Annotated in this window: 17 protein-coding genes; 12 read left to right on the forward strand and 5 right to left on the reverse strand. The window is 72.7% G+C overall.

What is annotated here, in order from left to right; genetic code table 11:
* Positions 1 to 75 precede the first annotated feature (75 nt).
* On the reverse strand, positions 76 to 1161 hold the full coding sequence (locus tag ACGFZW_RS25370; protein WP_393895510.1) for a mechanosensitive ion channel family protein: 1086 nt from the start codon (positions 1159 to 1161) through the stop codon (positions 76 to 78).
* A gap of 290 nt (positions 1162 to 1451) precedes the next feature.
* Here ACGFZW_RS25370 and ACGFZW_RS25375 point away from each other — a divergent pair, with 290 nt between their 5' ends.
* Entirely contained in the window at positions 1452 to 1988 is a 537-nt protein-coding gene (locus ACGFZW_RS25375; RefSeq protein WP_006605595.1) for an HNH endonuclease, read from the forward strand.
* A gap of 50 nt (positions 1989 to 2038) precedes the next feature.
* Here the strand turns inward: ACGFZW_RS25375 and ACGFZW_RS25380 are convergent, their stop codons facing one another.
* A complete protein-coding gene (locus ACGFZW_RS25380) occupies positions 2039 to 5062 on the reverse strand; it encodes a beta-N-acetylglucosaminidase domain-containing protein (RefSeq protein ID WP_393895511.1) in 3024 nt (1007 codons plus the stop codon).
* A 594-nt stretch (positions 5063 to 5656) separates the two neighbouring features.
* Here ACGFZW_RS25380 and ACGFZW_RS25385 point away from each other — a divergent pair.
* From ACGFZW_RS25385 to alc, 8 genes are all read left to right on the forward strand, one after another.
* Positions 5657 to 5926 carry a hypothetical protein gene (locus ACGFZW_RS25385; RefSeq protein WP_393895512.1) on the forward strand — a complete coding sequence of 90 codons (270 nt, stop codon included), beginning with the start codon at positions 5657 to 5659 and terminating at the stop codon, positions 5924 to 5926.
* 6 nt (positions 5927 to 5932) lie between these two features.
* Entirely contained in the window at positions 5933 to 8086 is a 2154-nt protein-coding gene (malQ, locus tag ACGFZW_RS25390; protein WP_393895513.1) for a 4-alpha-glucanotransferase, read from the forward strand.
* Between the two features lie 94 nt (positions 8087 to 8180).
* Positions 8181 to 9929, forward strand: coding sequence for an alpha-L-fucosidase (locus ACGFZW_RS25395; protein ID WP_393895514.1), 1749 nt, complete (start codon positions 8181 to 8183; stop codon positions 9927 to 9929).
* 58 nt (positions 9930 to 9987) lie between these two features.
* The gene (locus ACGFZW_RS25400; protein WP_393895515.1) at positions 9988 to 10236 is read left to right on the forward strand and encodes a hypothetical protein; all 249 of its coding nucleotides are present in this window, start codon (positions 9988 to 9990) and stop codon (positions 10234 to 10236) included.
* A gap of 241 nt (positions 10237 to 10477) precedes the next feature.
* Positions 10478 to 11455, forward strand: a complete 978-nt coding sequence (locus ACGFZW_RS25405; RefSeq protein ID WP_393895516.1) for an acyl-ACP desaturase — start codon at positions 10478 to 10480, stop codon at positions 11453 to 11455.
* 222 nt (positions 11456 to 11677) lie between these two features.
* Positions 11678 to 12562, forward strand: coding sequence for a DMT family transporter (locus ACGFZW_RS25410; protein ID WP_393895569.1), 885 nt, complete (start codon positions 11678 to 11680; stop codon positions 12560 to 12562).
* A gap of 29 nt (positions 12563 to 12591) precedes the next feature.
* Positions 12592 to 13554 carry a LysR family transcriptional regulator gene (locus tag ACGFZW_RS25415; protein ID WP_393895517.1) on the forward strand — a complete coding sequence of 321 codons (963 nt, stop codon included), beginning with the start codon at positions 12592 to 12594 and terminating at the stop codon, positions 13552 to 13554.
* A gap of 105 nt (positions 13555 to 13659) precedes the next feature.
* Positions 13660 to 14814 carry an allantoicase gene (gene alc / locus ACGFZW_RS25420; RefSeq protein ID WP_393895518.1) on the forward strand — a complete coding sequence of 385 codons (1155 nt, stop codon included), beginning with the start codon at positions 13660 to 13662 and terminating at the stop codon, positions 14812 to 14814.
* Between the two features lie 210 nt (positions 14815 to 15024).
* On the opposite strand, the gene pepN is transcribed toward alc, so the two are convergent.
* Positions 15025 to 17592 carry an aminopeptidase N gene (gene pepN / locus ACGFZW_RS25425; protein WP_393895519.1) on the reverse strand — a complete coding sequence of 856 codons (2568 nt, stop codon included), beginning with the start codon at positions 17590 to 17592 and terminating at the stop codon, positions 15025 to 15027.
* Between the two features lie 127 nt (positions 17593 to 17719).
* On the opposite strand from pepN, the gene ACGFZW_RS25430 reads away from it, so the two are divergent.
* Together ACGFZW_RS25430 and ACGFZW_RS25435 are read left to right on the forward strand one after the other, a co-directional pair.
* Entirely contained in the window at positions 17720 to 17950 is a 231-nt protein-coding gene (locus tag ACGFZW_RS25430; protein ID WP_393895520.1) for a ribbon-helix-helix domain-containing protein, read from the forward strand.
* Complete coding sequence (locus ACGFZW_RS25435; protein WP_393895521.1) at positions 17937 to 18284, forward strand: type II toxin-antitoxin system PemK/MazF family toxin; 348 nt, start codon at positions 17937 to 17939, stop codon at positions 18282 to 18284. Before ACGFZW_RS25430 ends, ACGFZW_RS25435 begins: the two co-directional genes overlap by 14 nt.
* Before the next feature lie 132 nt (positions 18285 to 18416).
* Here the strand turns inward: ACGFZW_RS25435 and ACGFZW_RS25440 are convergent, their stop codons facing one another.
* Entirely contained in the window at positions 18417 to 19448 is a 1032-nt protein-coding gene (locus ACGFZW_RS25440) for an aspartate-semialdehyde dehydrogenase (RefSeq protein WP_393895522.1), read from the reverse strand.
* A 582-nt stretch (positions 19449 to 20030) separates the two neighbouring features.
* Between ACGFZW_RS25440 and ACGFZW_RS25445 the strand changes: the two genes are divergently transcribed.
* Positions 20031 to 21779 carry a TIGR03767 family metallophosphoesterase gene (locus ACGFZW_RS25445; protein WP_393895523.1) on the forward strand — a complete coding sequence of 583 codons (1749 nt, stop codon included), beginning with the start codon at positions 20031 to 20033 and terminating at the stop codon, positions 21777 to 21779.
* A 16-nt stretch (positions 21780 to 21795) separates the two neighbouring features.
* On the opposite strand, the gene ACGFZW_RS25450 is transcribed toward ACGFZW_RS25445, so the two are convergent.
* The gene (locus ACGFZW_RS25450; protein ID WP_393895524.1) at positions 21796 to 22818 is read right to left on the reverse strand and encodes a hypothetical protein; all 1023 of its coding nucleotides are present in this window, start codon (positions 22816 to 22818) and stop codon (positions 21796 to 21798) included.
* Between the last annotated feature and the right edge of the window lie 31 nt (positions 22819 to 22849).

The following is a 22849-nucleotide window of genomic DNA, read 5'->3' on the forward strand; positions in this document are numbered from 1 at the left end:
GATGTGATCTGGATCACATCAATGAGGTGGCTTGCGGCGCCACGCGGACCGCTGCGCCACCGGGGTCGGGCGGGCCTACTTGCCCAGGTTCGGGGTCGATATGGGGTTCGACGCCACGGACTGGGGCGAGAGCGGATTGTTGAGGGCCGACGGCGCGGCGACGCCGGCTGTGGGGTCGACGGCCTCCTCCTCGGCCTCCTCGGGGGCCGGGCGCGGGGCCAGGTGGATGCCGGCCGCGTCCAGGGCGCGCTTGAGGCGCCAGCGCAGCTCACGCTCCACGCCGGGCGCCTTGCCGGGCATCGTCTTGGCCGAGACGCTGATGGTGACCGTGTCGAGGTGCACCTCGCTGAGGCCGAGCACCTCCACCGGCTCCCACAACTGCTCGTTCCAGGGCTCGGCCTTGGACATCTCCTCGCCGGTGGCGGTGATCGTCTCCCGGGCCCGTTCGAGGTCCTGGTCGGCCGCGATCAGGACGTCGACGAAGGCCGTCGACCAGCCCTGGCTGAGGTTGCCGATCCGCTTGACCTCGCCGTTGCGGATGTACCAGATGGCGCCGTTGGGGCCACGCAGCTTGGTGACGCGCAGGCCGACCTCGATGACCGTGCCGGTGGCCACACCCGCGTCGATCTCGTCGCCGACGCCGTACTGGTCCTCAAGGATCATGAAGACGCCGGAGAGGAAGTCCGTGACGAGGTTGCGGGCGCCGAAGCCGATGGCGACACCGGCCACTCCCGCGCTCGCCAGCAGCGGCGCGAGGTTGATCTTGAGGACGGAGAGCACCGTCAGGGCCGCTGTGCCCATGATCACGAAGGAGGCGACGCTGCGCAGCACGGAGCCGATGGCCTCGGAGCGCTGCCGGCGTCTCTCGGCGTTGGCGAGCAGGCCGCCCAACGCGGTGCCCTGGGCGGCGGCCGCGGTGCGGTTCATCCGCTCGATGAACTTGGTGATCGTGCGGCGTATCACATGACGAAGGACCACCGCGATCACGATGATCAGCAGAATCTGCAGGCCGGAAGTGAGCCACGTCCCCCAGTTCGCCTCCACCCAGCCGGCGGCGTTGGTGGCCTTCTCCGTGGCCTCGTCCAGCGAGGTCGCACCGTTGGAGCCGGGTGACGTGGCGCCCAGGGGCGCGGCAACGGCCGGCGAAGCGGACCAGTACACAGCAGAACCTTCCGTGTGGGACAGCAGACCCGGGCCCTGGTGGGACACCGATGGACCGGGCAGACCAACCACACTAACGGGGCAACGGGGGCGGTCCGCGCCCGTGTTCGTGGGGACAGGTCCCACGACGGCCTGAAAGAGGCGGGTGTGGAGGGATGTGGGGCGGTGTGGTGGAAAACACCTCCGACCCGTTACTCGGTCATGCTGGCGCTCCGACCAGGCACCGGGGGACACTGTGGAGAGATCGTCCCGGCGCGAGCCACGCGCCGCCGGCGTACAAGGAGGCACCCGTGCCGCATGTCCTGGTCCTCAACGCGTCGTACGAGCCGCTCGGCGTCGTACCGCTCCGCCGCGCGCTCATCCTCGTCCTCAATGAGAAGGCCGTAAGCCTTGAGGAGTCCGGCGCCCTGATGCACAGCGCGACCCACGTGATACCGGCTCCGAGCGTGGTCCGCCTGAAGCGGTTCGTGCGGGTGCCCTTTCGCGGCCCCGTCCCACTGACCCGCCGGGCCCTGTTCGCCCGGGACGGCGGGCGCTGTATGTACTGCGGTGGCGTCGCAACCAGCGTCGACCACGTCATCCCCCGCAGCCGCGGAGGTCAGCACACCTGGGAGAACGTCGTCGCCGCCTGCCGGCGCTGCAATCACGTCAAGGCCGACCGCCATGTCGCCGAGATCGGCTGGCGGCTGCGGCACCAACCCGCCCCGCCGTCAGGACTGGCGTGGCGCATCATCGGTACGGGACACCGTGATCCGCGCTGGCTGCCCTACTTGCAGCCGTACGGCGCGGATGACGCCCTGGCCCGGATCGACGCCGTATCGGCGTAGGTCCGGGTTTCTTCGTCCGGGGACGGGTGTGCACCGCCCCCGGACGGAGTTCACCTGCCCCGGCCGGGGCGCCCGTGCTTCTTCGGCGTGCCCTCCTTCTTCGGCGTTGCCTCGGAGGGCTTGCCGGTCACCGCGTACGCCTCCACCGACCAGAGCGAGTAGCCGTAACGGGTGCCCCGCCGGTCGCCCTGGACGCGCACGTACCGGGTGTCCTCGGCGTCCATCCGGACCGATTCGCGGCCGCCCTTGCCGTCGCGGACGGTGGCCGCCGTGCGCCAGCTGCGGCCGTCCGCGGAGACCTGCACGCGATAGCCGGCGGCGTAGGCGTCCTGCCAGTGCAGGACGACCTGGCCGAGCCGGGTCGGGCGGGGGAGCGGGAACTGCAGCCAGGCGTCGTCCTCCAGGCGGGATGACCACCGCGTCGAGGACTTGCCGTCGGTCGCGGCGGAGGCCGGGAAGTCCGGCGTCTCGTCGCCCGAGGAGGTGGTCCTGGCACCACGCGCCAGGTCGGGGCCGCCGGCGGGGGGATAGGCGCGCACCGTCAGCGTCTGCCTCTGCCCGGCGAAGGTGACGGGGATCTCGTACGTACCCGAGGGGGTGCCCTCGGGGAGGTCGACGGTGACACGGACGGTCGCGGTCCCGCCACGGGGTGCGGTGACCCGGTCAGGCGCGTGCACGGTGAAGCCCTTGGGTGCCTTGACGCCGAGTTTTTCGCGGACGTCCGCGGGGCGCCGGGAGAAGATCCGGGCGTCGACGCTCGTGCTGCCGCCGGTCTCCGCGTCCACCTCCGTGCGGGACAGCTCCAGCCCGGCGGGAGCGGTGTCCTCGAACCACGGGGTGAGCGCGTGCACGGACGGGGCCTTTGCGCCCCTTGACCACGACAGACGTACCGCGTCGGCGCGCAGCCCGGCCGGCCGCTTCTCGGTCCAGCCGGTGGCCGAGGTGGCACCGAGGCGCCGCCAGCCCTCCCCGGGGACGTGCGCCTCCAGGAACGAGGCGTCCGCGGACGGGCCCGGCTCGGTGAGCGCGGTGACCCCGGCGAGCGGGCGGACCCGCCCGAACGGGACGGTCAGCGCCGTGGGGTCGGCGCCCTCGTTGGGCCGCGGGGAATCCTTGCGGGCGCCCGTCCAGGCGTCGGCCTCGGTCATCGCGCGCTCCAGGAACGGCGCGAGGACCCCCTTGCCGACGGTCACCGAGCTGCGCTCCGCCGCGCGGCGCTCCTTCTGCGCCGCGCGCTGCGCGGTCCAGGCCGCGGCGCCGTCGCCCCGGGCCTGCGCCGTCAGGGTGTCCACGGCCTGCTCGCCGGCCCGGCCGTGGCGGGCCAACTGCTCGGCCCACGGGCGCACTTCGGCGGCCAGGTCCGAATGCAGGTCACGCGGCGCGGTGCTCATGGCGTGGAAGGCGGCCCGCAGCGCCTTCGCCGCCTTCGCGAAGTCCGCGTCCTCGCCCGGCCTGCCGTCGTTGGTCGCCGCCTCGCGGGCCTTCCAGAAACGGGCGATCAGCGGCCGCAGATACGCCGACTCCTCGGCGCCCAGCACGGAGGACGCGTCGTTGCCGGCCAGGGCGCGCAGCGCGGTACGGGCCCGCGGATCGCCGCCCGCCAGATCATCGATGGCGGCGTTCCAGGACTCCGCCGGGCGGTAGTCGCGTGGGTTCCAGGCGTAGTCGGCGGCGGTGAACAGCGGGATGCGGGAGGCCAGGGGCTGTTCCATGGCATTGGCGAGCAGCGCGGCGGAGCCGGTGGCCACGGCCGGCTCGCGGCCGGTGTACGGGCCGAGGAAGAGCCGGTCCTGGGCGTAGTCGTTGACCGGATAGTTGTCCATGGTGACCAGCGGGTGGCCGAAGGCGCGGCGGGCCGTGGACAGCTCACCGCCGGTGATGGTGCGCGGGACGACGCCCACGCCGGTCCATGCCACCTCCACCCGGTGGTCCAGGGCGTCGGAGAGCGCGCTGCGGTACGCCGTCACGCCGTTCTGGTAGTACTCGGTCGGCATCAGGGACAGCGGCGCGGCGCCCGGATGGCGCTCCGCGAGATGCCCGGCGAGCGCGTTGGCGACCCTCGCCTGGGCCTCGGCGGCCGCCCGCGGTCCCGACCCGAAGATCTCCTCGTCGGCCCCGCAGTGCCACTCGCTGTAGCTGACGTCCTGGAACTGGAGCTGGAAGGAGCGCACGCCCAGCGCCCACATCGCGTCCACCTTGCGCCGCAGCGCCCGCATGTCCTCCTCGGACGACAGGCACATCGCCTGTCCGGGCGCGAGCGCCCAGCCCAGCGTGACGTGGTTGGCGCGGGCCCGCTCGGCCAGCGCCCGGAAGTCGGCGCGCTGCGCGGCCGGATACGGGTCGCGCCACTGCGCCTGGCGGTACGGGTCGTCGCCGGGCGCGTACAGGAAGCGGTTCTGCTTGGTGCGGCCCATGAAGTCCAGCTGGGCGAGCCGCTGCGACTGGCTCCAGGGCTGGCCGAAGAAGCCCTCGGTGGTGCCGCGCACGGTGGTGACCGGCCAGTCCCGCACCGTCACCGAAGCCAGCTGCCGGCCGCCGCCCTCGCGGCCGGTCACGAGCTGGCGCAGGGTCTGCGCGGCGTGGAAGAGGCCGTCCCCGCCGACGCCGTCCAGGGCGACCGTGTCGCGGCCGCCGACCTGGCCGACGGCGAGACGGTAGCCCCCGGCCGGCAGGTCGGCGCGGGCGGGCGCGCGCAGCGCCCGCAGGGCGTCATCGGCCGGCCGCCCGCCGACGAGGATCACCGGTCCCGCCTCGGGCGGACGGGCGCCGGGCGCCGCCTCGCGGACCGTGCCCACCCCGGCGTCGCGCAGCAGCCCGCGCAGGACGTCCAGGGCGTACGGGTCGGTGTCCGGCGCGGCGACCAGCGTGGCCTCGTCGCCCAGCGGCACGGCGTCGCCCAGCTCCCGCATCGACTGGGGGCGCGGCCAGACGGCGGGCGGCTGCCCCGCGCCGGCCGGCCGGTCGGGCTGGTCGGGGGCGCCCACGGACGGGTCCGCCGGCGCCGCCTGGGCGCTCGGCACCCCGCCGATGAGACCTCCGATGACCGCGGCGGCCAGCGCGGTGGTCCCCGCCACCCGCGCGCGTGTGCCCCTGCCGCTCCTACCGATTTTTCCGACGCTCCATCCGCCCCGGACTCGCACGGCTGCTCCTCGTCCCCGTCACAGTGCATGCCGGCTCACGCCGGCGCCCCGTTACCCCGTTGTCCCGATACCCCGTACCCCGGCAACCCCGCCGTCGCACGGCCGGGCGCCCCCGAAGATTCGTCCGCCGGACCCGTGCCGCGGTGCAAGCCGTGGGTCGTGGTGCGCGCGGCGTGGAACCGGTGGTGTCGCGGCCTCCGGTGCCCGTTCGGACAGACCTTCGGCTGTGAGCCCACCATTGTGGCGGTGAGGTGTCAACTGTGCGATGTGGGACGTCCCGGGCAGGCGGCGAAGTGCCGGATTTGCCCCGCGGTGGCCGTCCGTCGGGGGTGCCCGGTGGTCCGCAGAAATTCCGTTACGACGTCCCGTTCGCCGGTGATCCCCGCGCCCCCGGACGCTCCGCGCAGTGAAATCGCCTGCGGACGGTAGAATGTGAACTGACTCACGTTTGCAGTCGGGATACGTCTGCGATCGTGTTCCGTGGGTAGAGCAGAACCTGTCCCATTACCGATGAACGGGAGGCCCCCAGTGGCCGCATCCGCTCAGCTTCTGCTCGATGCCCTGTCGTACAAACAGGGAGGTGCGTCGATGGAGCACGATCTCTTCGACGGGGTCTCCGACCCCGACTCGGGCCTCGACGGCTCGGGCACCCTCAGCTTCGCCGAGCCGCCCCTGACCAGCGAGCCGCCGCTCGCCGACGCCGCGCCGCTCACCAGCGAGGTCCCGATCTCCGCAGAACTGCCGCTGACCAGCGAGCCGACAGCCACCGGCCTGGGTACGGAGTCCATGGAGGTCTGAGGACCCATGGGCCGCAAGCGGCTCGCCCAGCTGCACGGCATCGCCGTGTCGTATGAACCCTCTCCCGGGCAGACCGTTCACATCGGGGACGACACCGTCGTCGCCGTCCTGGCCTCGCTGGGCGTCGACGCCTCGACCCCGCAGGCCGTACGAGCCGCCCTGGACGCTTTCCCCGACGGCCCCGGCCGCCCCGGTGCGGCCTTGCTGCCCCGCACCGTCGTCGCGCGCCCCGACCGCCCACCGGACCTCGCGGACCTCCCCGAAGGCACCGACCTTCGGGTGGAGACCGAGGACGGGCAGGTGCTGGAGGGGCCCGCCCGCGACGGGGGCACGCGAAGCCCCTGGGCGCCCGGCCGGCTGCCGCTCGGCATCCACACCCTGCACGCCCACACCCCCGACGGCCGGGCCGCCGGCGCCCGGCTGATCGTCGCGCCCGACCGGGTGCCCGCGCCGCCCGGCCGCAGCCACGGCCTGATGGTGCAGCTCTACTCCCTCCTCTCCCGCCGCTCCTGGGGCATGGGCGACCTGGGTGACCTCGCGGACCTCGCGGCCTGGTCCGGGCGCTCCCTCGGCACCGGCTTCGTCCAGCTCAACCCGCTGCACGCGGCCGTCCCCGGCCCGCCGACCGACCCCTCGCCCTACCGCCCCTCCTCCCGCCGCTTCCCCGACCCCGTCCACCTGCGTATCGAGCACATCCCCGAATACGCCCACCTGCAAGGCGCCGCCCGGTTACGCGCCCACGACCTGGCCGGCCGCGCGGCGGCCCTGCGCGCCGATGTCCTCGACCGGGGCGCACTGATCGACCGGGACGCGGTCTGGGAGCTGAAGAAGGAGGCCCTGGAGCTGCTGTGGGAGGTCCCCCTGACCCCCGGCCGCCGCGCCGCGTACTGCGACTTCCTCGCCGAACAGGGCCAGGCCCTGGACGACCACGCCACCTGGTGCGCCTTCGCCGAGCGGCACGGCCCCGACTGGCGCGCCTGGCCGGCCGCGCTGCGCGACCCGCGCTCCGCGGCCACGGCGCGGCTGCGCACGCAGCTGCTGGACCGCGTCGACTTCCACTGCCGGCTCGCCTGGCTCACCGACCAGCAGCTGGCCGCCGCGCAGCGGGCCGCGCGGGAGAGCGGGATGGGCGTCGGGCTGGTGCACGACCTCGCCGTCGGCGTGCACCCCTCCGGAGCCGACACCTGGGCGCAGCAGGACGCCTTCGCCGCCGGGATGTCCATCGGGGCGCCCCCGGACGCCTTCAACGCGCGCGGTCAGGACTGGGGCCTGCCGCCCTGGCGCCCCGATGCGCTGGCGGCCGCCGGTTACGCCCCGTACCGCGAGCTGCTGCGCGGGCTGCTGCGGCATGCGGGGGCGCTGCGCATCGACCATGTGATGGGGCTGTTCCGCCTGTGGTGGGTGCCGGAGGGCCGGCCGCCGACGGACGGCGCGTACGTCCGCTACGACGGCGAGGCGATGCTCTCCGTGCTGGCTCTGGAGGCGCACCGCGCGGGTGCTTCGGTGATCGGTGAGGATCTGGGGACCGTCGAGCCGGGAGTGCGGGACGCGCTCGCCGAGCGGGGCGTGCTGGGCACCTCCGTCCTGTGGTTCGAGCGGGACTACGGCGGCGGGGCGGCCGAGGGGGCGGAGGGCGCGGAGTCCGCCGCGGAAGCGGCGTCCGACGGCGAGGCCCGGATCCTGGCGCCCGAGGAGTGGCGCGCCGACTGCCTGGCCACCGTCACCACCCACGATCTGCCCACCACCGCCGCGCGGCTGAGCGGCGAGGACGTCGCGCTGCGCGAGCGGCTGGGACTGCTCGCCGGGCCCGCGGAGCGTGAACGCTCCCGCGCGAAGTACGAACTCGCCGAGTGGCTGCGCGAGTTGGCGCACCGTGGGCTGCTGCCCGAGGGGGCGGGCGACGAGGAGGCGGCGGTCAAGGCCGTGCACCGCTTTCTGCTGCGGACTCCCGCGCGGATGGTCGGGGTGTGGCTGCCGGACGCGGTGGGGGACCGCAGGCCGCAGAACCTCCCCGGTACATGGGATGAATACCCGAACTGGCGGTTGCCGATCGCCGGGCCGGACGGTCGGCCGCAGACCCTCGAAGAACTCGCCGCATCGCCCCGATTGCATGCTCTGATGCGGGAATTGGCGGACGGGCAGCCTCAGCACCGTTCTTGACGCGCACCCTTCCGGTACGTCGTTCCGTCCGGCACCATGCCGTGGACACCATCCAGACATCCGACCATTCATGGCCGGCGAGTTGGAGGGCACCATGGCATCCCGCACGGAACCGACCCCCGGGCGCCCCAGGGCCCACAGCGTCCCCCGCACTCCCCGCGCCCCCGGATCCCCGGCCCGGCGCTCCACCGGGCGGGCCCTTTGCGCGCTGGCGCTCGCCGCGGCCGCCGCTCTGCTTCCCGTCCCGGCCTCCCGGGCGGCGCCCGCGCAGCACTCGCCGGGCGCCGGCTCCTGTGACGGTCCGGTCCGCCCCGCCCCCCAGATGGCGGTCGAGCCCTGCGACAGCCCGGACCGGATCATCGACAAGGCCGCCCGCATCGTCCCGACGAAGGGGCAACTCGCCTGGCAGGGAAGGGAGGTGACCGCCTTCACGCACTTCGGCATGAACACCTTCACGGACCGGGAGTGGGGCTCGGGAGCCGAGGACGAAAAGCTCTTCCGTCCCGGCCGTCTCGACGTCGAGCAGTGGATGCGGGCCTACAAGGCGGCCGGCGCCGAGCAGGTGATGCTCACGGCCAAGCACCACGACGGCTTCGTGCTCTACCCCAGCCGCTACACCCCGCACTCGGTGGCCAACAGCCCCGGCAGCCCCGACGTCGTCGGCGCCTACGTCAAGGCCGCCCGCAAGGCGGGGCTGAAGGTCGGCATCTACCTCTCGCCGTCCGACGGCGCCGAACTTCCGCACGCCTGGCACGCGAGGTGGGTCGAGGAGATCCGGAAGAAGCAGGCCGAGGGCAAGCCGCTCAGCCTGCCCGAAAGGGTCGCGCTGGAGGACGGCGACCAGGCGCCCCGCGGCCTGGGCCGGTTCGGCAACGGCAGTGAGGTCACCGAACGCACCATCCCCACCCTCGTCCCCGGCGACGACCGCGCCGCCGCAGTCCGCAGCGGGGAGCTGCCCACCTTCACCGTCCGGGCGGACGACTACGACGCCTACTACCTCAACCAGGTCTACGAACTGTTCACGCGCTACGGGCCCTTGGACGAGCTGTGGCTGGACGGCGCGAACCCCTGGACGGACTCCGGCATCACCCAGAAGTACAACGTCGCGCAGTGGTTCACGATGATCCATCAGCTCTCCCCGGACACCGTGGTCTTCGCCGGTCCCCAAGGCGCCCGCTGGGTCGGCAACGAGAAGGGCGTCGCGCGGGAGGCGGAGTGGAGCGTCACCCCCTCCACCGCCGACCCCTGGACGGTGATGGCCGGGGGCCTGCCCAACGACTCCACCGACGCCGACATCGGCTCCCGCGACAAGCTCCTCGCGCCCACCACCAAGTACCTCCAGTGGTACCCGGCGGAGGCCGATGTCTCGCTGCGGCCCGGCTGGTTCCACCACCCGCAGGAGCGGCCCAAGACGCCGGGCGCGCTGCTGGTCCTCTACGAGAAGAGCGTCGGGCGCAACGCCTCGCTGCTGCTGAACGTCCCGCCGGCCCGGGACGGCCGGATCGCCACCGAGGACGTCGCCTCGCTCACCGCCTTCGGCACCGCCGTACGCGAGACCTACGGCACCGACCTGCGCGCCGGCCCCCCGGGCCCGCGCACCTTCGACCGGGTCGGCCTCGCCGAGGACATCCGGCACGGCCAGCGGGTGGAGCGGTTCACCGTCCAGGCCAGGACCGGCGGCACCTGGACGAAGATCGCCGAGGGCACCACCATCGGGCACCGGCGGATTCTCGCGCTGCCCACGCCGGTGACCGCGGACGCCGTACGGGTCGTGGTGCAGCAGGCCAGGGGCCGGACGTATCTGGAGCCGGTCACGCTGCACCGCAGCCGACCGCCGGTGTGAGCGCCGGGGAGGCCACCCCGGGCGCGCGGGGTGACGGCGGGTCCGATACGTTGACTTCGTGAGCAACAAGGCCAATAAGAATGTCCTGCGCGCCGGAACCATCACGGCCGGCACCGCGCTGATGCTGCTGATGTCGTCCCCCGCGTTTGCGCTCACGCGCGACGACGGTGACGACCCGGGTCCGGGTCTGAGCGTGATCGAGACGCTCGGCCTCTACGTCGCTGCACCCCTCGTTCTCTTCCTGGTCATCGCCGGGCTGGTCATGGCCGGCGACAAGACCCGCAAGCCGGCCGGGAACAAGGGCTGACACCGGCCACCAGTGACGCCTCGGGCGCCCCTCGGTTCTGTTGAACCGGAGGGCGCCCTTTGTCGCACCTGGGGGTATTTCCGCAGGTGAGAAACCGGTTGCGAGGAGGCTATCGGGCGGTTTTCCGGTGGTTTGCGAGGGGCGAAGTGTTTAACCGGACCAAACCTACGATGACGTAACCTACGGAGCCGTAGGTCAACCTACGTCCCCGTAGGTCATCGTCGTCCCCAGGAGTTCCCGTATGACCATCGCCCCCGCCCGCCAGAACGGAGAGCGCGGCCAGACCGCATGGAGCGACGCCCAGCTGCTCTACGCGCTCGAAGAGGTCGTCGAGAAGGAACTCAACCGGCACCTGAAGGTCGCCAAGGAGTGGATGCCGCACGAGTACGTGCCCTGGAGTGACGGGCGGAACTTCGACGGGGTCATGGGCGGCGAAGCCTGGTCCCCCGAGCAGTCCAAGGTCACCGACATCGGCCGTACCGCACTCGTGGTCAACCTCCTGACCGAGGACAACCTCCCCAGCTACCACCACGAGATCGCCAGCCTCTTCGGCCGGGACGGCGCCTGGGGCACCTGGGTGCACCGCTGGACCGCGGAGGAGGGCCGGCACGGCATCGTCATGCGCGACTACCTCCTCACCAGCCGCGCCGTCGACCCGGTCCAGCTGGAGCGGTTCCGCATGGCGCACATGGAGGAGGGCTTCGAGTCCGACAACGCGCACAGCATGCTGCACTCCGTCGCGTACGTCGCCTTCCAGGAGCTCGCCACCCGCATCTCGCACCGCAACACCGGCCACCACTCCGGTGACCCGGTCTGCGACCGGATGCTCGCCCGTATCGCCACGGACGAGAACCTCCACATGGTCTTCTACCGCAACCTCCTGGGCGCGGCCTTCGAGCTCGCCCCGGACCAGACCATGTGCGCGGTACGCGACGTCGTCACCGGCTTCCGGATGCCGGGCCACGGCATGCCCGGCTTCGAGCGGGCCGCGGCCCGGATGGCCATCGGCGGCATCTACAACCTGCGCATCCACCACGACGATGTGCTGCAGCCGGTGCTGCGCTTCCTGAAGGTGCTGGAGATCGGTGGCCTCGGCCCCGCCGGGCTGGCGGCGCAGGAGGAGCTCGGTCTCTTCATGGGGGGCCTGGACGACCAGGCGCGGAAGTTCGACGAGCGCAGGGCGGCGCTGATCGCCCGCCGCGAGGCCCGTAAGGCCTAGCGGACGCCGGAGGCGGGCCCGTCGGGGGCCGGGCCCGCCTTCCGTCCTCGGGTCGGACTTGGCTCGATCGTTCAGTTCAGCTTAATGAATTGATCGAAAGTTTTCGATGGACTTGATGAATAGCGGACTGTCACGGTGGATCTCCACACCACCGAGGGAGAGGAACCCGTGGCAGCAGTCCTGGAGAGCATCCGCGCACCCCGCACACCGTCCGCGAAGGGCATGGGGCTGACGCTCGCCCTGACGGCGACCGTCGTCTGGTCCGGCAACTTCGTCATCGCCCGCGCACTGCACGACAGCGTCCCGCCCGTGCAGACCGCCTTCTGGCGCTGGATCGTCGCACTGCTCGCGGTCGCGCCCCTGGCGCTCCCGCAGGTCCGCCGCCAGTGGCCGGTCATCCGCCGGCACCTGCCCTTCCTGGCCGCCGCCGCACTGCTGGGCGTCACCCTCTTCAACACCCTCATCTATCAAGCGGGCCGCAGCACTTCCGCCACCAACATGGCGATGATCGCGGCGGCTTCGCCGGTGATGATCGCCCTGTTCGACCTCGTCGGACGGCGCGGCGGCCGCGAGAGGCTCGGCGCGCGCCGGGCCGCCGGAATGGCGATCGCCCTGCTCGGCGTCGTCACCCTGGTCGGCAAGGGCTCCCCGGCGGCCGTGCTGCGCCTCGACTTCGCCGCCGGCGACCTCTGGATGCTCGCCGCGACCGCCGCCTTCGCCGGCTACAGCGCCCTGCTGCGCCGCCGCCCCGACGGGATCAGCGGCCTGTCCTTCCTCTTCATGACCTTCGCCCTGGGGGCCGCGATGCTGCTGCCCGCCTACGGCGTCAGTCTCGCAGTGGAAGGCGGCTTCGACCTCACGGCTTCGACGGTGGGCCCGCTGCTCTACATCGGTGTGCTCTCCTCCGCCGTCGCCTACTTCACCTGGAACAAGGCGATCGCGCTGGTCGGCGCCGCTCGGGCCGGAGTCGTCTACTACCTCCAGCCGGTGTGTGTGGCACTGCTTTCGGCGGCCGTCCTGGGCGAGGGCGTCGGTGCCGTGCAGGTGCTGTGCATGGGGCTGATCGTGGCCGGAGTCGCCCTGGGGGCGGCGGGCGGCACCCGGTGACCAGCGGGGCGGGTGCGTACGCTGCCCGCATGGCCGACTGGGACATCAAGAAGCTGCGCATCCTGCGCACACTCCACGAACTGGGTACGGTCACCGCGACCGCCGAGGCGCTGCACATGACGCCCTCGGCGGTCTCGCAGCAGTTGACGGGCCTCGCCAAGCAGCTCGGGGTCACCCTCCTGGAGGCCCACGGACGGCGGGTGCGGCTCACCGACGCCGCCCACCTGGTGCTGCGGCACGCCGAGGCCGTCTTCGCCCAGCTGGAGCGCGCGGACGCCGAACTCCTCGGCTACCTCCAGGGCGAGGCCGGTCAGGTGCGCGTCGGGGCGTTCTCCACGGCCATCCCCGCGCTGGTGGTGCCGGCCGTCCAGGAGCTGCGCCGTACGCATCCGGGCCTGGCCGTCGCGGTGCGGGAGGCCGAGGCGGAGGCCGCGTACGAGCTGCTGGCGGAGGGGTCCGTGGATCTCGCGCTGTCCCTCGCCGCGCACGCGCCGACCCCGCGCGACCCCAGGTTCAGCCGGGTCTCGCTGCTCGCCGACCCCCTGGACGTGGCGCTGCCGACCGGTCATCCGCTGGTCGCGGAGCCGGGGTTGCGGCTGGCCGACCTGGCGGGTGAACCATGGATCTTCGGCAGCAGCGGACCCTGGTCCCAGATCACCACCGCGGCCTGCGAGAGCGCCGGCTTCGTCCCCGAACAGGCACATGCCGCCGCCGACTGGGGCGCCATCCTGGCCATGGTCGCGGCGGGGATGGGCGTCGCCCTGGTGCCGCGGATGGCGATGGCCGCAGGCCGCGGGGAGCGGGCGGTCGGCGGGGTGGCACTGCGGGTGCTCCACGCGGACCAGCCGCGCCGCCATGTGGTCGCGGCCGCGCGGCGTGGCTCCGAAGGGGCGCCGGGCCTGGCCCGGGTGCTCGCCGCGCTCCAGCAGGCCGCGGCGACGCAGTCGCGGGGCGAGGCTCCGCGGGCTTCCGGGGTCGGCCCACACTCCTGAACCGTTCAGTTTCACTGAATGTATTCCTCAAGAACTTTCGATGGACCTGCCCGGTGGGTGCTGCGACGGTGGAGAGGTCAGCACCCGCCACCGCGAAGGGCAGAGATGACCACCACCCCGGCCGCCGCCTCCAACGATCCGCACGCCAACGACGCCAACCCGTACGGTGGCGGAGACCCCTTCGCCGATTACCGCGGCGGGGACTTCCCCTTCACCTCGCTCGTGGATCTCGCCGACCGCCGCTTCGGCGCCGGTGTGATCGCCGCGAACGACGAGTTCTTCGCCGAGCGCGAGAACCTGCTGAAGCCCGGCCCGGCGGTCTTCGACCCCGAGCACTTCGGCCACAAGGGCAAGATCATGGACGGCTGGGAGACCCGGCGCCGCCGCGGCGCGGACGGTGACCATCCCTTCCCGACCGACGACGAGCACGACTGGGCCCTGATCCGCCTCGCCGCCCCCGGCGTGATCCGCGGCGTCATCGTCGACACCGCGCACTTCCGCGGCAACTACCCGCAGCAGGTCACCGTCGAGGCCACCGCCCTGCCGGGCAGCCCCAGCCCCGAGGACCTGCTCGCCGACGACGTCAAGTGGGAGGAGCTGGTCGCGCGCACGCCGGTACGCGGCCACGCCGCCAACGGCTTCGAGGTCACCGCCGAGCGCCGTTTCACGCACCTGCGCCTCAAGATGCACCCGGACGGCGGCATAGCCCGCCTGCGGGTCCACGGCGAGGTCGTGCCCGACCCCGAGTGGCTGGACGTGCTCGGCACCCTCGACCTGGCCTCCGTCATGCACGGCGGCACCGTCGAGGACGCCTCCGACCGCTTCTACTCCTCGCCCACCCAGATCATCCAGCCCGACCTGTCCCGCAAGATGGACGACGGCTGGGAGAACCGCCGCCGCCGGGTCAAGGGCACCAACGACTGGGTCCGATTCCGTCTCGCCGCCCAGGGCGAGATACGCGCCGTGGAGATCGACACCGCCTACCTTAAGGGCAACTCCGCCGGCTGGGCCGCCCTCTACGGCTGCGACGCGGCCGCCGGCGACCCGGCCGACGACGCCGCGTGGTTCGAGATCCTGCCGCGCACCAAGCTGCAGCCCGACACCCCGCACCGCTTCAAGCTGCCCGAGACCGTCACCGCCACCCACGTACGGCTCGACGTCTTCCCCGACGGCGGGCTCGCCCGGATGCGGGTGCACGGCAGCCTCACCGACAGCGGGCGCGCCGAGCTCGGCCGCCGCTTCGACGAGCTCAACGGCTGACCCGCCCGCCGCACTTCCGCCGGGCCCCGTGAGGGGACGCCCCGTGAGGGGACGGGACCCGGCGGAACCGCGCTCGCCCGGCGGACGGCTGCGCACGACGCCCGTCCGCCGGGCGTTTTCACCCGCTGGTGACGACCGGCGCACCCGCCACGCACAGGGGCGCCCGGGACCCTTCGGTCCCGGGCGCCCCTCGTGCGATGCGCGGTGGCGTCAGCCGGCTGCCGCGTCCGCCGCCCGCGCCTTCAGCGCGCGCTCGACGCCCGCACGGGACTCCGTCACCAGCCGGCGCAGCGCGGCGCTCGGCTCGGCGGAGGCCAGCCAGGCGTCCGTCGCGTCCAGGGTCTCCTGCGAGACCTGCAGCGCCGGGTAGAGGCCCACCGCGATCTGCTGCGCCATCTCATGGCTCCGGGAGTTCCAGACGTCCTTGACGGCGTCGAAGTACCGCGCGGTGTAGGGCGCCAGCAGCTCCCGCTGGTCGGTCTGCACGAAGCCGCCGATGACGGCCTCCTGGAGGGAGTTGGGGAGCTTGTCGGACTCCACCACCGAGGCCCATGCCTCGGCCTTCGCCCCGGCCGACGGCCGTGCCGCGCGCGCCGTCGCCGCGTGCCGCTCGCCCGCCGAGGTCCGATCGCGCTCCAGCTCGGCCGCGATGGCCTTCTCGTCGGCCCGGCCCGTGGCGGCCAGCCGCTGCAGCAGCGACCAGCGCAGCTCGGTGTCCACGGCGAGCCCGGCCAGCTCCTGCGTGCCGTCCAGCAGGCCCTGCAGCAGGTCCAGCTGCTCGGCGGTGCGGGCCGTGGCGGCGAACGCGCGGGCCCACGCCAGCTGGTGGTCGCTGCCCGGCGCCGCCGCCCGCAGCTGTTCGAGGGCCTCCTGGGTCCACTCCGCCAGGCCCGTCTCACGCCACTCCGGCGCCGCGTACAGCTCCAGCGCCAGCTTCACCTGGCGGTGCAGCGACTGGACGACACCGATGTCCGACTCCTTGCCGATGCCGGAGCGCACCAGCGCGAGGTAGTCACGGGTGGCCAGTTCGCCGTCCCGCGTCATGTCCCAGGCGGACGCCCAGGACAGGGCGCGCGGCAGCGACTCGGTGAAGTCGCCGAGGTGCTCGGTGACGACCTTCAGCGACTCCTCGTCCAGGCGGACCTTGGCGTAGGTCAGGTCGTCGTCGTTGAGCAGGAGGACGGCGGGCCGCGGGGTGTTCGCGGGGAACGGCACCTTCGTCAGTTCGCCGTCCACGTCCAGCTCGATCCGGCTGGTGCGGACGAGCTTGCCGTCCTGGAGGTCGTAGCAGCCGATCGCGATGCGGTGCGGGCGCAGCACCGGCTCGCCGGTGGCGCCGGCCGGCAGCGCGGGCGCCTCCTGGCGCACCGCGAAGGAGGTGACGTGGCCGTTCGCGTCCACCTCGATCTCCGGGCGCAGGATGTTGATCCCGGCGGTCTGCAGCCACTTCTTCGACCAGGTCTTGAGGTCGCGGCCGCTGGTCTCCTCCAGCGCTCCCAGCAGATCGCTCAGCCGGGTGTTCTTGAACGCGTGCGCCTTGAAGTACGTCTGCACGCCCGTGAAGAACTCGTCCATGCCGACGTACGCGACGAGCTGCTTGAGCACCGAGGCGCCCTTGGCATAGGTGATGCCGTCGAAGTTGACGAGCACATCGTCCAGGTCGCGGATCTCGGCCATGATCGGGTGGGTGGACGGCAGCTGGTCCTGCCGGTACGCCCAGGTCTTCATGGAGTTCGCGAACGACGTCCAGGCGTGCGGCCACTTCGAGCCCGGCGCGTACGCCTGGCAGGCGATCGAGGTGTAGGTGGCGAACGACTCGTTCAGCCAGAGGTCGTTCCACCACTCCATGGTGACCAGGTCGCCGAACCACATGTGCGCCAGCTCGTGCAGGATGGTCTCGGCGCGCCCCTCGTAGGCCGCGTCGGTGACCTTCGAGCGGAAGACGTACTGGTCGCGGATGGTGACCGCGCCGGCGTTCTCCATCGCGCCCGCGTTGAACTCCGGCACGAGGAGCTGGTCGTACTTCGCGAACGGGTAGGGGTAGTCGAACTTGTCCTGGAACCAGTCGAAGCCCTGCCGGGTGACGGCGAAGATCTCCTCCGCGTCGAGGTGTTCGGCCAGCGAGGGCCGGCAGTAGATGCCCAGCGGCACCGACCGCCCGTCGCCCTCCCAGGTGCTGTGCACGCTGTGGTACGGCCCGGCGATGAGCGCCGTGATGTAGGTGGAGATCCGCGGCGTCGGCGCGAAGCGCCACACCGTGCCCTCCGGCTCGGGCGTCGGCGAGTTGGAGATCACCGTCCAGCCCTCCGGCGCCTTCACGGTGAACCGGAACGTCGCCTTCAGGTCCGGCTGCTCGAAGCTCGCGAACACCCGGCGGGCATCCGGGACCTCGAACTGCGTGTAGAGGTAAGCCTGCTCGTCCACCGGGTCGACGAAGCGGTGCAGCCCCTCGCCGGTGTTGGTGTACGCGCAGTCCGCGACGACCGTCAGCTCGTTGCCGCCCGCCCGCAGTCCCGCGAGGGCGATGCGTGAGTCCTCGAACACCTCGGCCGGATCCAGCGCCCGGCCGTTGAGGACCACCTCGTGCACGGTGGGGGCGACCAGGTCGATGAACGATTCCGCGCCCGCCTCGGCGGCGTCGAAGCGCACCGTCGTCACGGACCGGTACGTGCCGCCTTCCTGCGCGCCGGAGAGGTCGAGATCGATCTCGTACGCATCCACGGTCAGCAGCCGCGCGCGCTGCTGCGCCTCGTCGCGGGTCAGATTCGTGCCAGGCACCCGTTCATCTCCTTCGCAGGGGTCATTTCCGGATCGGACTCTTCGGCCATCCTTCCACGTGGTGTCGGGTGAACGAGGGGCAATATCCACGGTGGCGCGATGGTGGGAAGCTCGGTAGCATCGGGGTATGAAGATCAGTGTGAGCCTGCCTCCGGAGGATCTCGCGTTCGTCGACGAGTACGCGAAGAGAACCGAGGCCGAGTCGCGGTCCGCGGTGATACACGCCGCCATCGAGATGCTGCGTGCCGGGGACCTGGAGGCGGAGTACACCGAGGCATTCGCGGAGTGGGACGCGAGCGAGGACGCCGAGCTGTGGGATCGCGCGAGCGGGGACGGACTCACCCATGAGGCGTGGTGACGTCTACATGATCGACCTGGAGCCCGCCCGCGGCAGTGAGGCCAACAAGGTCCGCCCGGCTGTGATCGTCTCCAACAACGGCGCCAACCAGTCGGTTCAGTTCAACGGCCGCGGCGTGGTCACGGTGATTCCCCTGACGTCGAACACCTCGCGCGTGCTCTCGTTCCAGGTCCTCCTGCCCGCCGACGAGTGCCGTCTGCCCAAGGATTCCAAGGCCCAGTGCGAGCAGGTCCGCTCCGTCACTCCCGAGCGGATACGTCAAAAGGTCGGGGTGGTCCCACGGCAGCGCATGGCGGAGATCGACGTGGCGCTGCGCCGCCACCTGGCGCTCTGAGCACCCGGGCGCGAACAGGGCGGGGGGGGGGGGGGGGGCCCCGCGCCCCCCCCCCCCGCGCGGGGGCGGGGGGGGCGGCCCCCCCCCCCCCCCCCCCCCCCCCGCCCTGTCATGTCCGGGCCGCGGGGCGGATCAGCCGCGCAGCTCCGCAGCCACCAGCTCCGCGATCTGGACGGCGTTCAGCGCCGCGCCCTTGCGGAGGTTGTCGTTGGAGACGAACAGCGCGAGGCCGTTCTCGACCGTCTCGTCCTCGCGGATACGGCCGACGAAGGACGCGTCCTGGCCCGCCGCCTGCAGCGGGGTGGGGACCTCGGAGATGCTGACGCCGGGGGCGCCGGCCAGCAGCTCCTGGGCGCGGGCCGCGCTGACCGGGCGCGCGAACCGGGCGTTGATCTGGAGCGAGTGGCCGGTGAAGACCGGCACGCGCACGCAGGTGCCCGAGACCTTCAGCTCCGGGATGTCCAGGATCTTGCGGCTCTCGTTGCGGAGCTTTTGCTCCTCGTCGGTCTCGTTCAGACCGTCGTCGACGATGGAGCCGGCCATCGGCAGCACATTGAAGGCGATCGGGCGGACGTAGTTGTCCGGCTCGGGGAACTCCACCGCCGCGCCGCTGTGCGTCAGCTTGGTCGCGTCCTGGTCGATGACCTTGCGGGCCTGGCTGTCCAGCTCCGCCACACCGGCGAGACCGCTGCCGGACACCGCCTGGTAGGTGGAGACGACGATCGAGAGCAGACCGGCCTCGTCGTGCAGCGGGCGCAGCACCGGCATGGCGGCCATCGTGGTGCAGTTCGGGTTGGCGATGATGCCCTTGGGGCGGTCGGTGATCGCCGAGGGGTTGACCTCGGAGACGACCAGCGGCACCTGGGGGTCACGACGCCAGGCCGAGGAGTTGTCGATCACGACGGGGCCGGCGGCGGCGACCTTCTCCGCCAGCGCCTTGGACGTCGCGCCGCCCGCGGAGAAGAGCACGATGTCCAGCCCCGAGTAGTCGGCGGTGGCCGCGTCCTCGACGGTGATCTCGGTGTCCTGCCAGGGCAGCGTGCGTCCGGCGGACCGGGCCGAAGCGAACAGGCGAAGCTGCTCGACCGGGAAGTTCCGCTCGGCGAGAATGCCGCGCATCACGCCGCCGACCTGTCCGGTGGCTCCGACGATTCCGATCCTCATGGGACTCCTTCTTCCTAACCTGACATCCGGTGTCTGCTGGGAACACCTGCTCAGAAGCGCTCCCATCATGTGTGTGACCCCCGTCGCGTTGTCCAATCCGTTCCACTACGTGGAGCGTCCGTTCCACGCCGAGGAGCCCGGCGGACCGCACCGCGCGGGGGGTTTCCCGTCCCTCAAGAGTGCCGCACCGCAGGCGAAAGCGGCGGTATCGGGGTGTCCGGGGCGCGGCCGGACACACTCCGGCGGACCGGGTGGGGCGGGCCCGCGGTGTGCCGCTCCTCACTCCGCCGGGTGGGGCATGTCCCGGCGCCGACGGCTGCGGTCGGCGGGGCCGTCGGTGGCGTGGCCGGTGGCGCCGATCATGGTCCCGCTACCCCGCCGGATGAACACCCGGTGACCGTCACCCGCCCCCGCGGCCAGAGGACGATGACGGCTTCCCGGCGCCGAGGCCCCTGTGCGGTGATGGGCGGACGGCGTTGCGGTGCCGTTCACGCGCGCGTCACCCCGGCTGCCAAACATCCCTGGTGACAGGGCAGTTGCGCTGCCCGGCCGTCTACGCGTTCGCACCCGGGGAGTTCGCGCATGTCCCGTATCCGGTCCGCCGCCGCCACCCTCGACCGCCGTACCTTCCTCGCCGCAACCGGCGCCGTCGGCGCCGCCACCGGGCTCGGCCTCACCCTGGGCGTCGGCGGCGACCGGCCCGCCGCGGCCGCCACCGTCCCCCCGGGGCCCGCCCCCGCCGCCCCCGAACCCGTCCAGGCCCCGGCGGTACCGCGCGTGCCGTACGCCCGCGGCACCACCCTCGGCAACGTCGCCACCCCCCGCGGCAGCGGCGGCTACCGCCGGCTCGGCGACGGCCCCGGCTGGGACCGGGTCGTCCGCGCCGATCTCGCCCCGGCACACGGCGGGCGCGCGGAGCGCCGCACCGAGCTGGCGTCGTTCGTGCAGTTCACCGACCTGCACCTGGTCGATGTGCAGAGCCCGCTGCGCTACGAATACCTGCGCTCGGAGACCGCCAGCGCCTGGCGGCCCCAGGAGGCGCTGTCGGTGGCCGGGGTGATCTCGCTGATCGAGCGGGTCAACGCGCTGCCGGGCGGCCCCGCCACCGGCGCCCCGCTGTCCTTCGTCATGACCACGGGCGACAACACCGACAACAACTCGCGCCTCGAACTGGACTGGTTCCTGACGGTGATGAGCGGCGGCCGGATCACCCCCAACTCCGGGTCCCCGCGCCGCTACGAAGGCGTCCAGGACAGCGGGCTGCCGCTGTACTGGCAGCCGGACAGCGCCCTGCGCGACTCCGACAAGCAGCGCGGCTTCCCGCAGCTCGACGGCTTCCTCGACGCCGCCATCCGCACCGTCCACAGCCCCGGACTGCGGATGCCCTGGTACTCCACGGTCGGCAACCACGACTCGCTGCCGGGTGGCTGCTACGCCCCGGGCGACCCCTTCTTCACCGAGATCGCCACCGGCGGCCGCAAGCTGGAGACGCTCCCCGCGGCGGAGGCCGGGCGGGCGTGGAAGGCGGTCAAGGACGGCCTGGACCCCCGCGGCGAGGACTTCAAGGAGCTGCTGAGGTCGCAGGCCAAGAAGTCGCGGCCGGTCACCCCCGACGAGCGGCGCGCCCCCTTCACCCGGGCGGAGTACCTCAAGGCGCACCTCGACCCGGCGTACACCGGCCCCGGCCCGCACGGCCACGGCTACACCGCCGACCACCTCGCCGAGGACCGCCTCTACTACAGCTTCCCGGTCTCCGACGACGTCCTCGGCATCAGCCTGGACACCACCGACCCCGGCGGCCACTACACCGGCTCCGTCGGCGAGGGTCAGCTGCGCTGGCTGGAGCAGACCCTGAAGGACAACGAGAAGCACGCGAACGCACACGTCCTGATCTTCAGCCACCACACCGGCAAGACCATGAACAACACCCGCCCCGACCCCGCCCGCCCCCACGAGCGCCGCCACGGCGGCGACGAACTCGTCGAGCTGCTGGCCCGCCACCCGAGCGTGGTCGGCTGGATCAACGGCCACAGCCACAAGAACGACATCACCCCGCACGGCAGCTTCTGGGAGATCTCCACCGCCTCGCACATCGACTTCCCGCAGCTGGCCCGGGTCATCGAGCTGGTGGACAACCACGACGGCACCCTGTCGCTGTTCACCACCCTGGTCGAGTCGGCCGCCCCGCACCGCACAGACTTCACCGACCTCTCCCAGACCGGCCTCGCCGCCCTGTACCGCGAGCTGTCCTGCAACGCTCCCGCGGGCCGCACCGACCTCGCAGGCACCCCGGCCGACCGCAACGTCGAACTGCTCCTCAAGCGCGGCTGAACCGGGCCCCCGGCCGCTACCGCGGCAGCACCACCACATACGCGCTCGGCTCCCGGTCGGTCGCCGCCATCAGCGCCGTACGGATCACCGCGGCCTGCTGCTCCGGCGCCTCCCGCAGGGTGCGCGGTGCGCAGCGCACGACGGTGATGCCCAGCCGCTCCAGATGCTCCCGCTTGCGGTCGTAGGGCGAACGCAGCGGGTCCTCCTCCGGGCGCGAGGCCCGGGTGTCGATCTCCAGGGCGACCGCGTGCTCCGGCCAGAACGCGTCCACGCCCCCCAGGTGCGGCCCGCCCGGCAGCCGCAGATCGACGTTCCACAGCGGGTCGGGCAGGCCGTGCGTGTGCACCATGGCGTACAGCCGTTGCTCGGCCAGCGCCCGGCCCTCGGCCAGCAGGGTGTCCACCGCGTCCACCACGTGCGGCCGGGTCAGCAGCCGTGCCCGGGTCAACTCCCGCACCACAGCGGCCGCCTCGCAGTGCCCGCCGCGCACCGCCTCGGTCAGCAGGCGGCGCACCGCCGAGGCGTCGGTCAGCCGGCCCACCGCGTCCGCGAGGGCGCGGGGGACCGGAGCGGTGAGCACCCCGCGGACCTCCTCGGGCACCGGCATCTCCTGCGCCCGCACGATCAGCGCGAAACCGGTCGAGCGCAGCCGCCGGGTCCGGCCCACCAGGACCTCGATCCGGTCCAGGGACGACAGCGGCGGAGCGGCGGAGAAGCCGTGCAGGGCGAGCGCCGCCAGACCGGTGATCATCGCCTCCGGCGTCTCCGGGGCCGGTCCGGCCTGGCTGGGCACGGTCGGCCCGCGCTGCGCGGCGTACAGCAGGACGGCGTGCAGGCGCTCCTCCTCGGTCGGCGGCCCCGGGTGCAGCAGGTGGACACCGGGCAGCAGCTGCTGCCAGGGGCCGCCGGGACGGCACCGTTCGGTGATCTCCGCCGTCGCGACGCCGTGCTCACGCAGCCGGCGGGAGGTCAGCACCCGGCACCGGGCGTCGAAGAGGTGGCGGAGGGGGAGCGGGGAGAGCGGGGTGTCGTGGTTCATGACCCGGCCATTCCCGCTCCCGAACCGCCCC

This window comes from Streptomyces sp. NPDC048248 (assembly GCF_043201875.1).
In the GTDB taxonomy this organism is placed as follows: Bacteria; Actinomycetota; Actinomycetes; order Streptomycetales; family Streptomycetaceae; genus Streptomyces.

Excerpts from the sequence above, each read along its gene's own strand:
- malQ (WP_393895513.1), top strand. The coding sequence starts at position 5,933 with ATGGGCCGCAAGCGGCTCGCCCAGCTGCACGGCATCGCCGTGTCGTAT.
- ACGFZW_RS25395 (WP_393895514.1), top strand. The coding sequence starts at position 8,181 with ATGGCATCCCGCACGGAACCGACCCCCGGGCGCCCCAGGGCCCACAGC.
- ACGFZW_RS25405 (WP_393895516.1), top strand. The coding sequence starts at position 10,478 with ATGACCATCGCCCCCGCCCGCCAGAACGGAGAGCGCGGCCAGACCGCA.
- ACGFZW_RS25410 (WP_393895569.1), top strand. The coding sequence starts at position 11,678 with ATGGGGCTGACGCTCGCCCTGACGGCGACCGTCGTCTGGTCCGGCAAC.
- ACGFZW_RS25415 (WP_393895517.1), top strand. The coding sequence starts at position 12,592 with ATGGCCGACTGGGACATCAAGAAGCTGCGCATCCTGCGCACACTCCAC.
- alc (WP_393895518.1), top strand. The coding sequence starts at position 13,660 with ATGACCACCACCCCGGCCGCCGCCTCCAACGATCCGCACGCCAACGAC.
- ACGFZW_RS25430 (WP_393895520.1), top strand. The coding sequence starts at position 17,720 with ATGAAGATCAGTGTGAGCCTGCCTCCGGAGGATCTCGCGTTCGTCGAC.
- ACGFZW_RS25435 (WP_393895521.1), top strand. The coding sequence starts at position 17,937 with ATGAGGCGTGGTGACGTCTACATGATCGACCTGGAGCCCGCCCGCGGC.
- ACGFZW_RS25440 (WP_393895522.1), bottom strand. The coding sequence starts at position 19,448 with ATGAGGATCGGAATCGTCGGAGCCACCGGACAGGTCGGCGGCGTGATG.
- ACGFZW_RS25445 (WP_393895523.1), top strand. The coding sequence starts at position 20,031 with ATGTCCCGTATCCGGTCCGCCGCCGCCACCCTCGACCGCCGTACCTTC.
- ACGFZW_RS25450 (WP_393895524.1), bottom strand. The coding sequence starts at position 22,818 with ATGAACCACGACACCCCGCTCTCCCCGCTCCCCCTCCGCCACCTCTTC.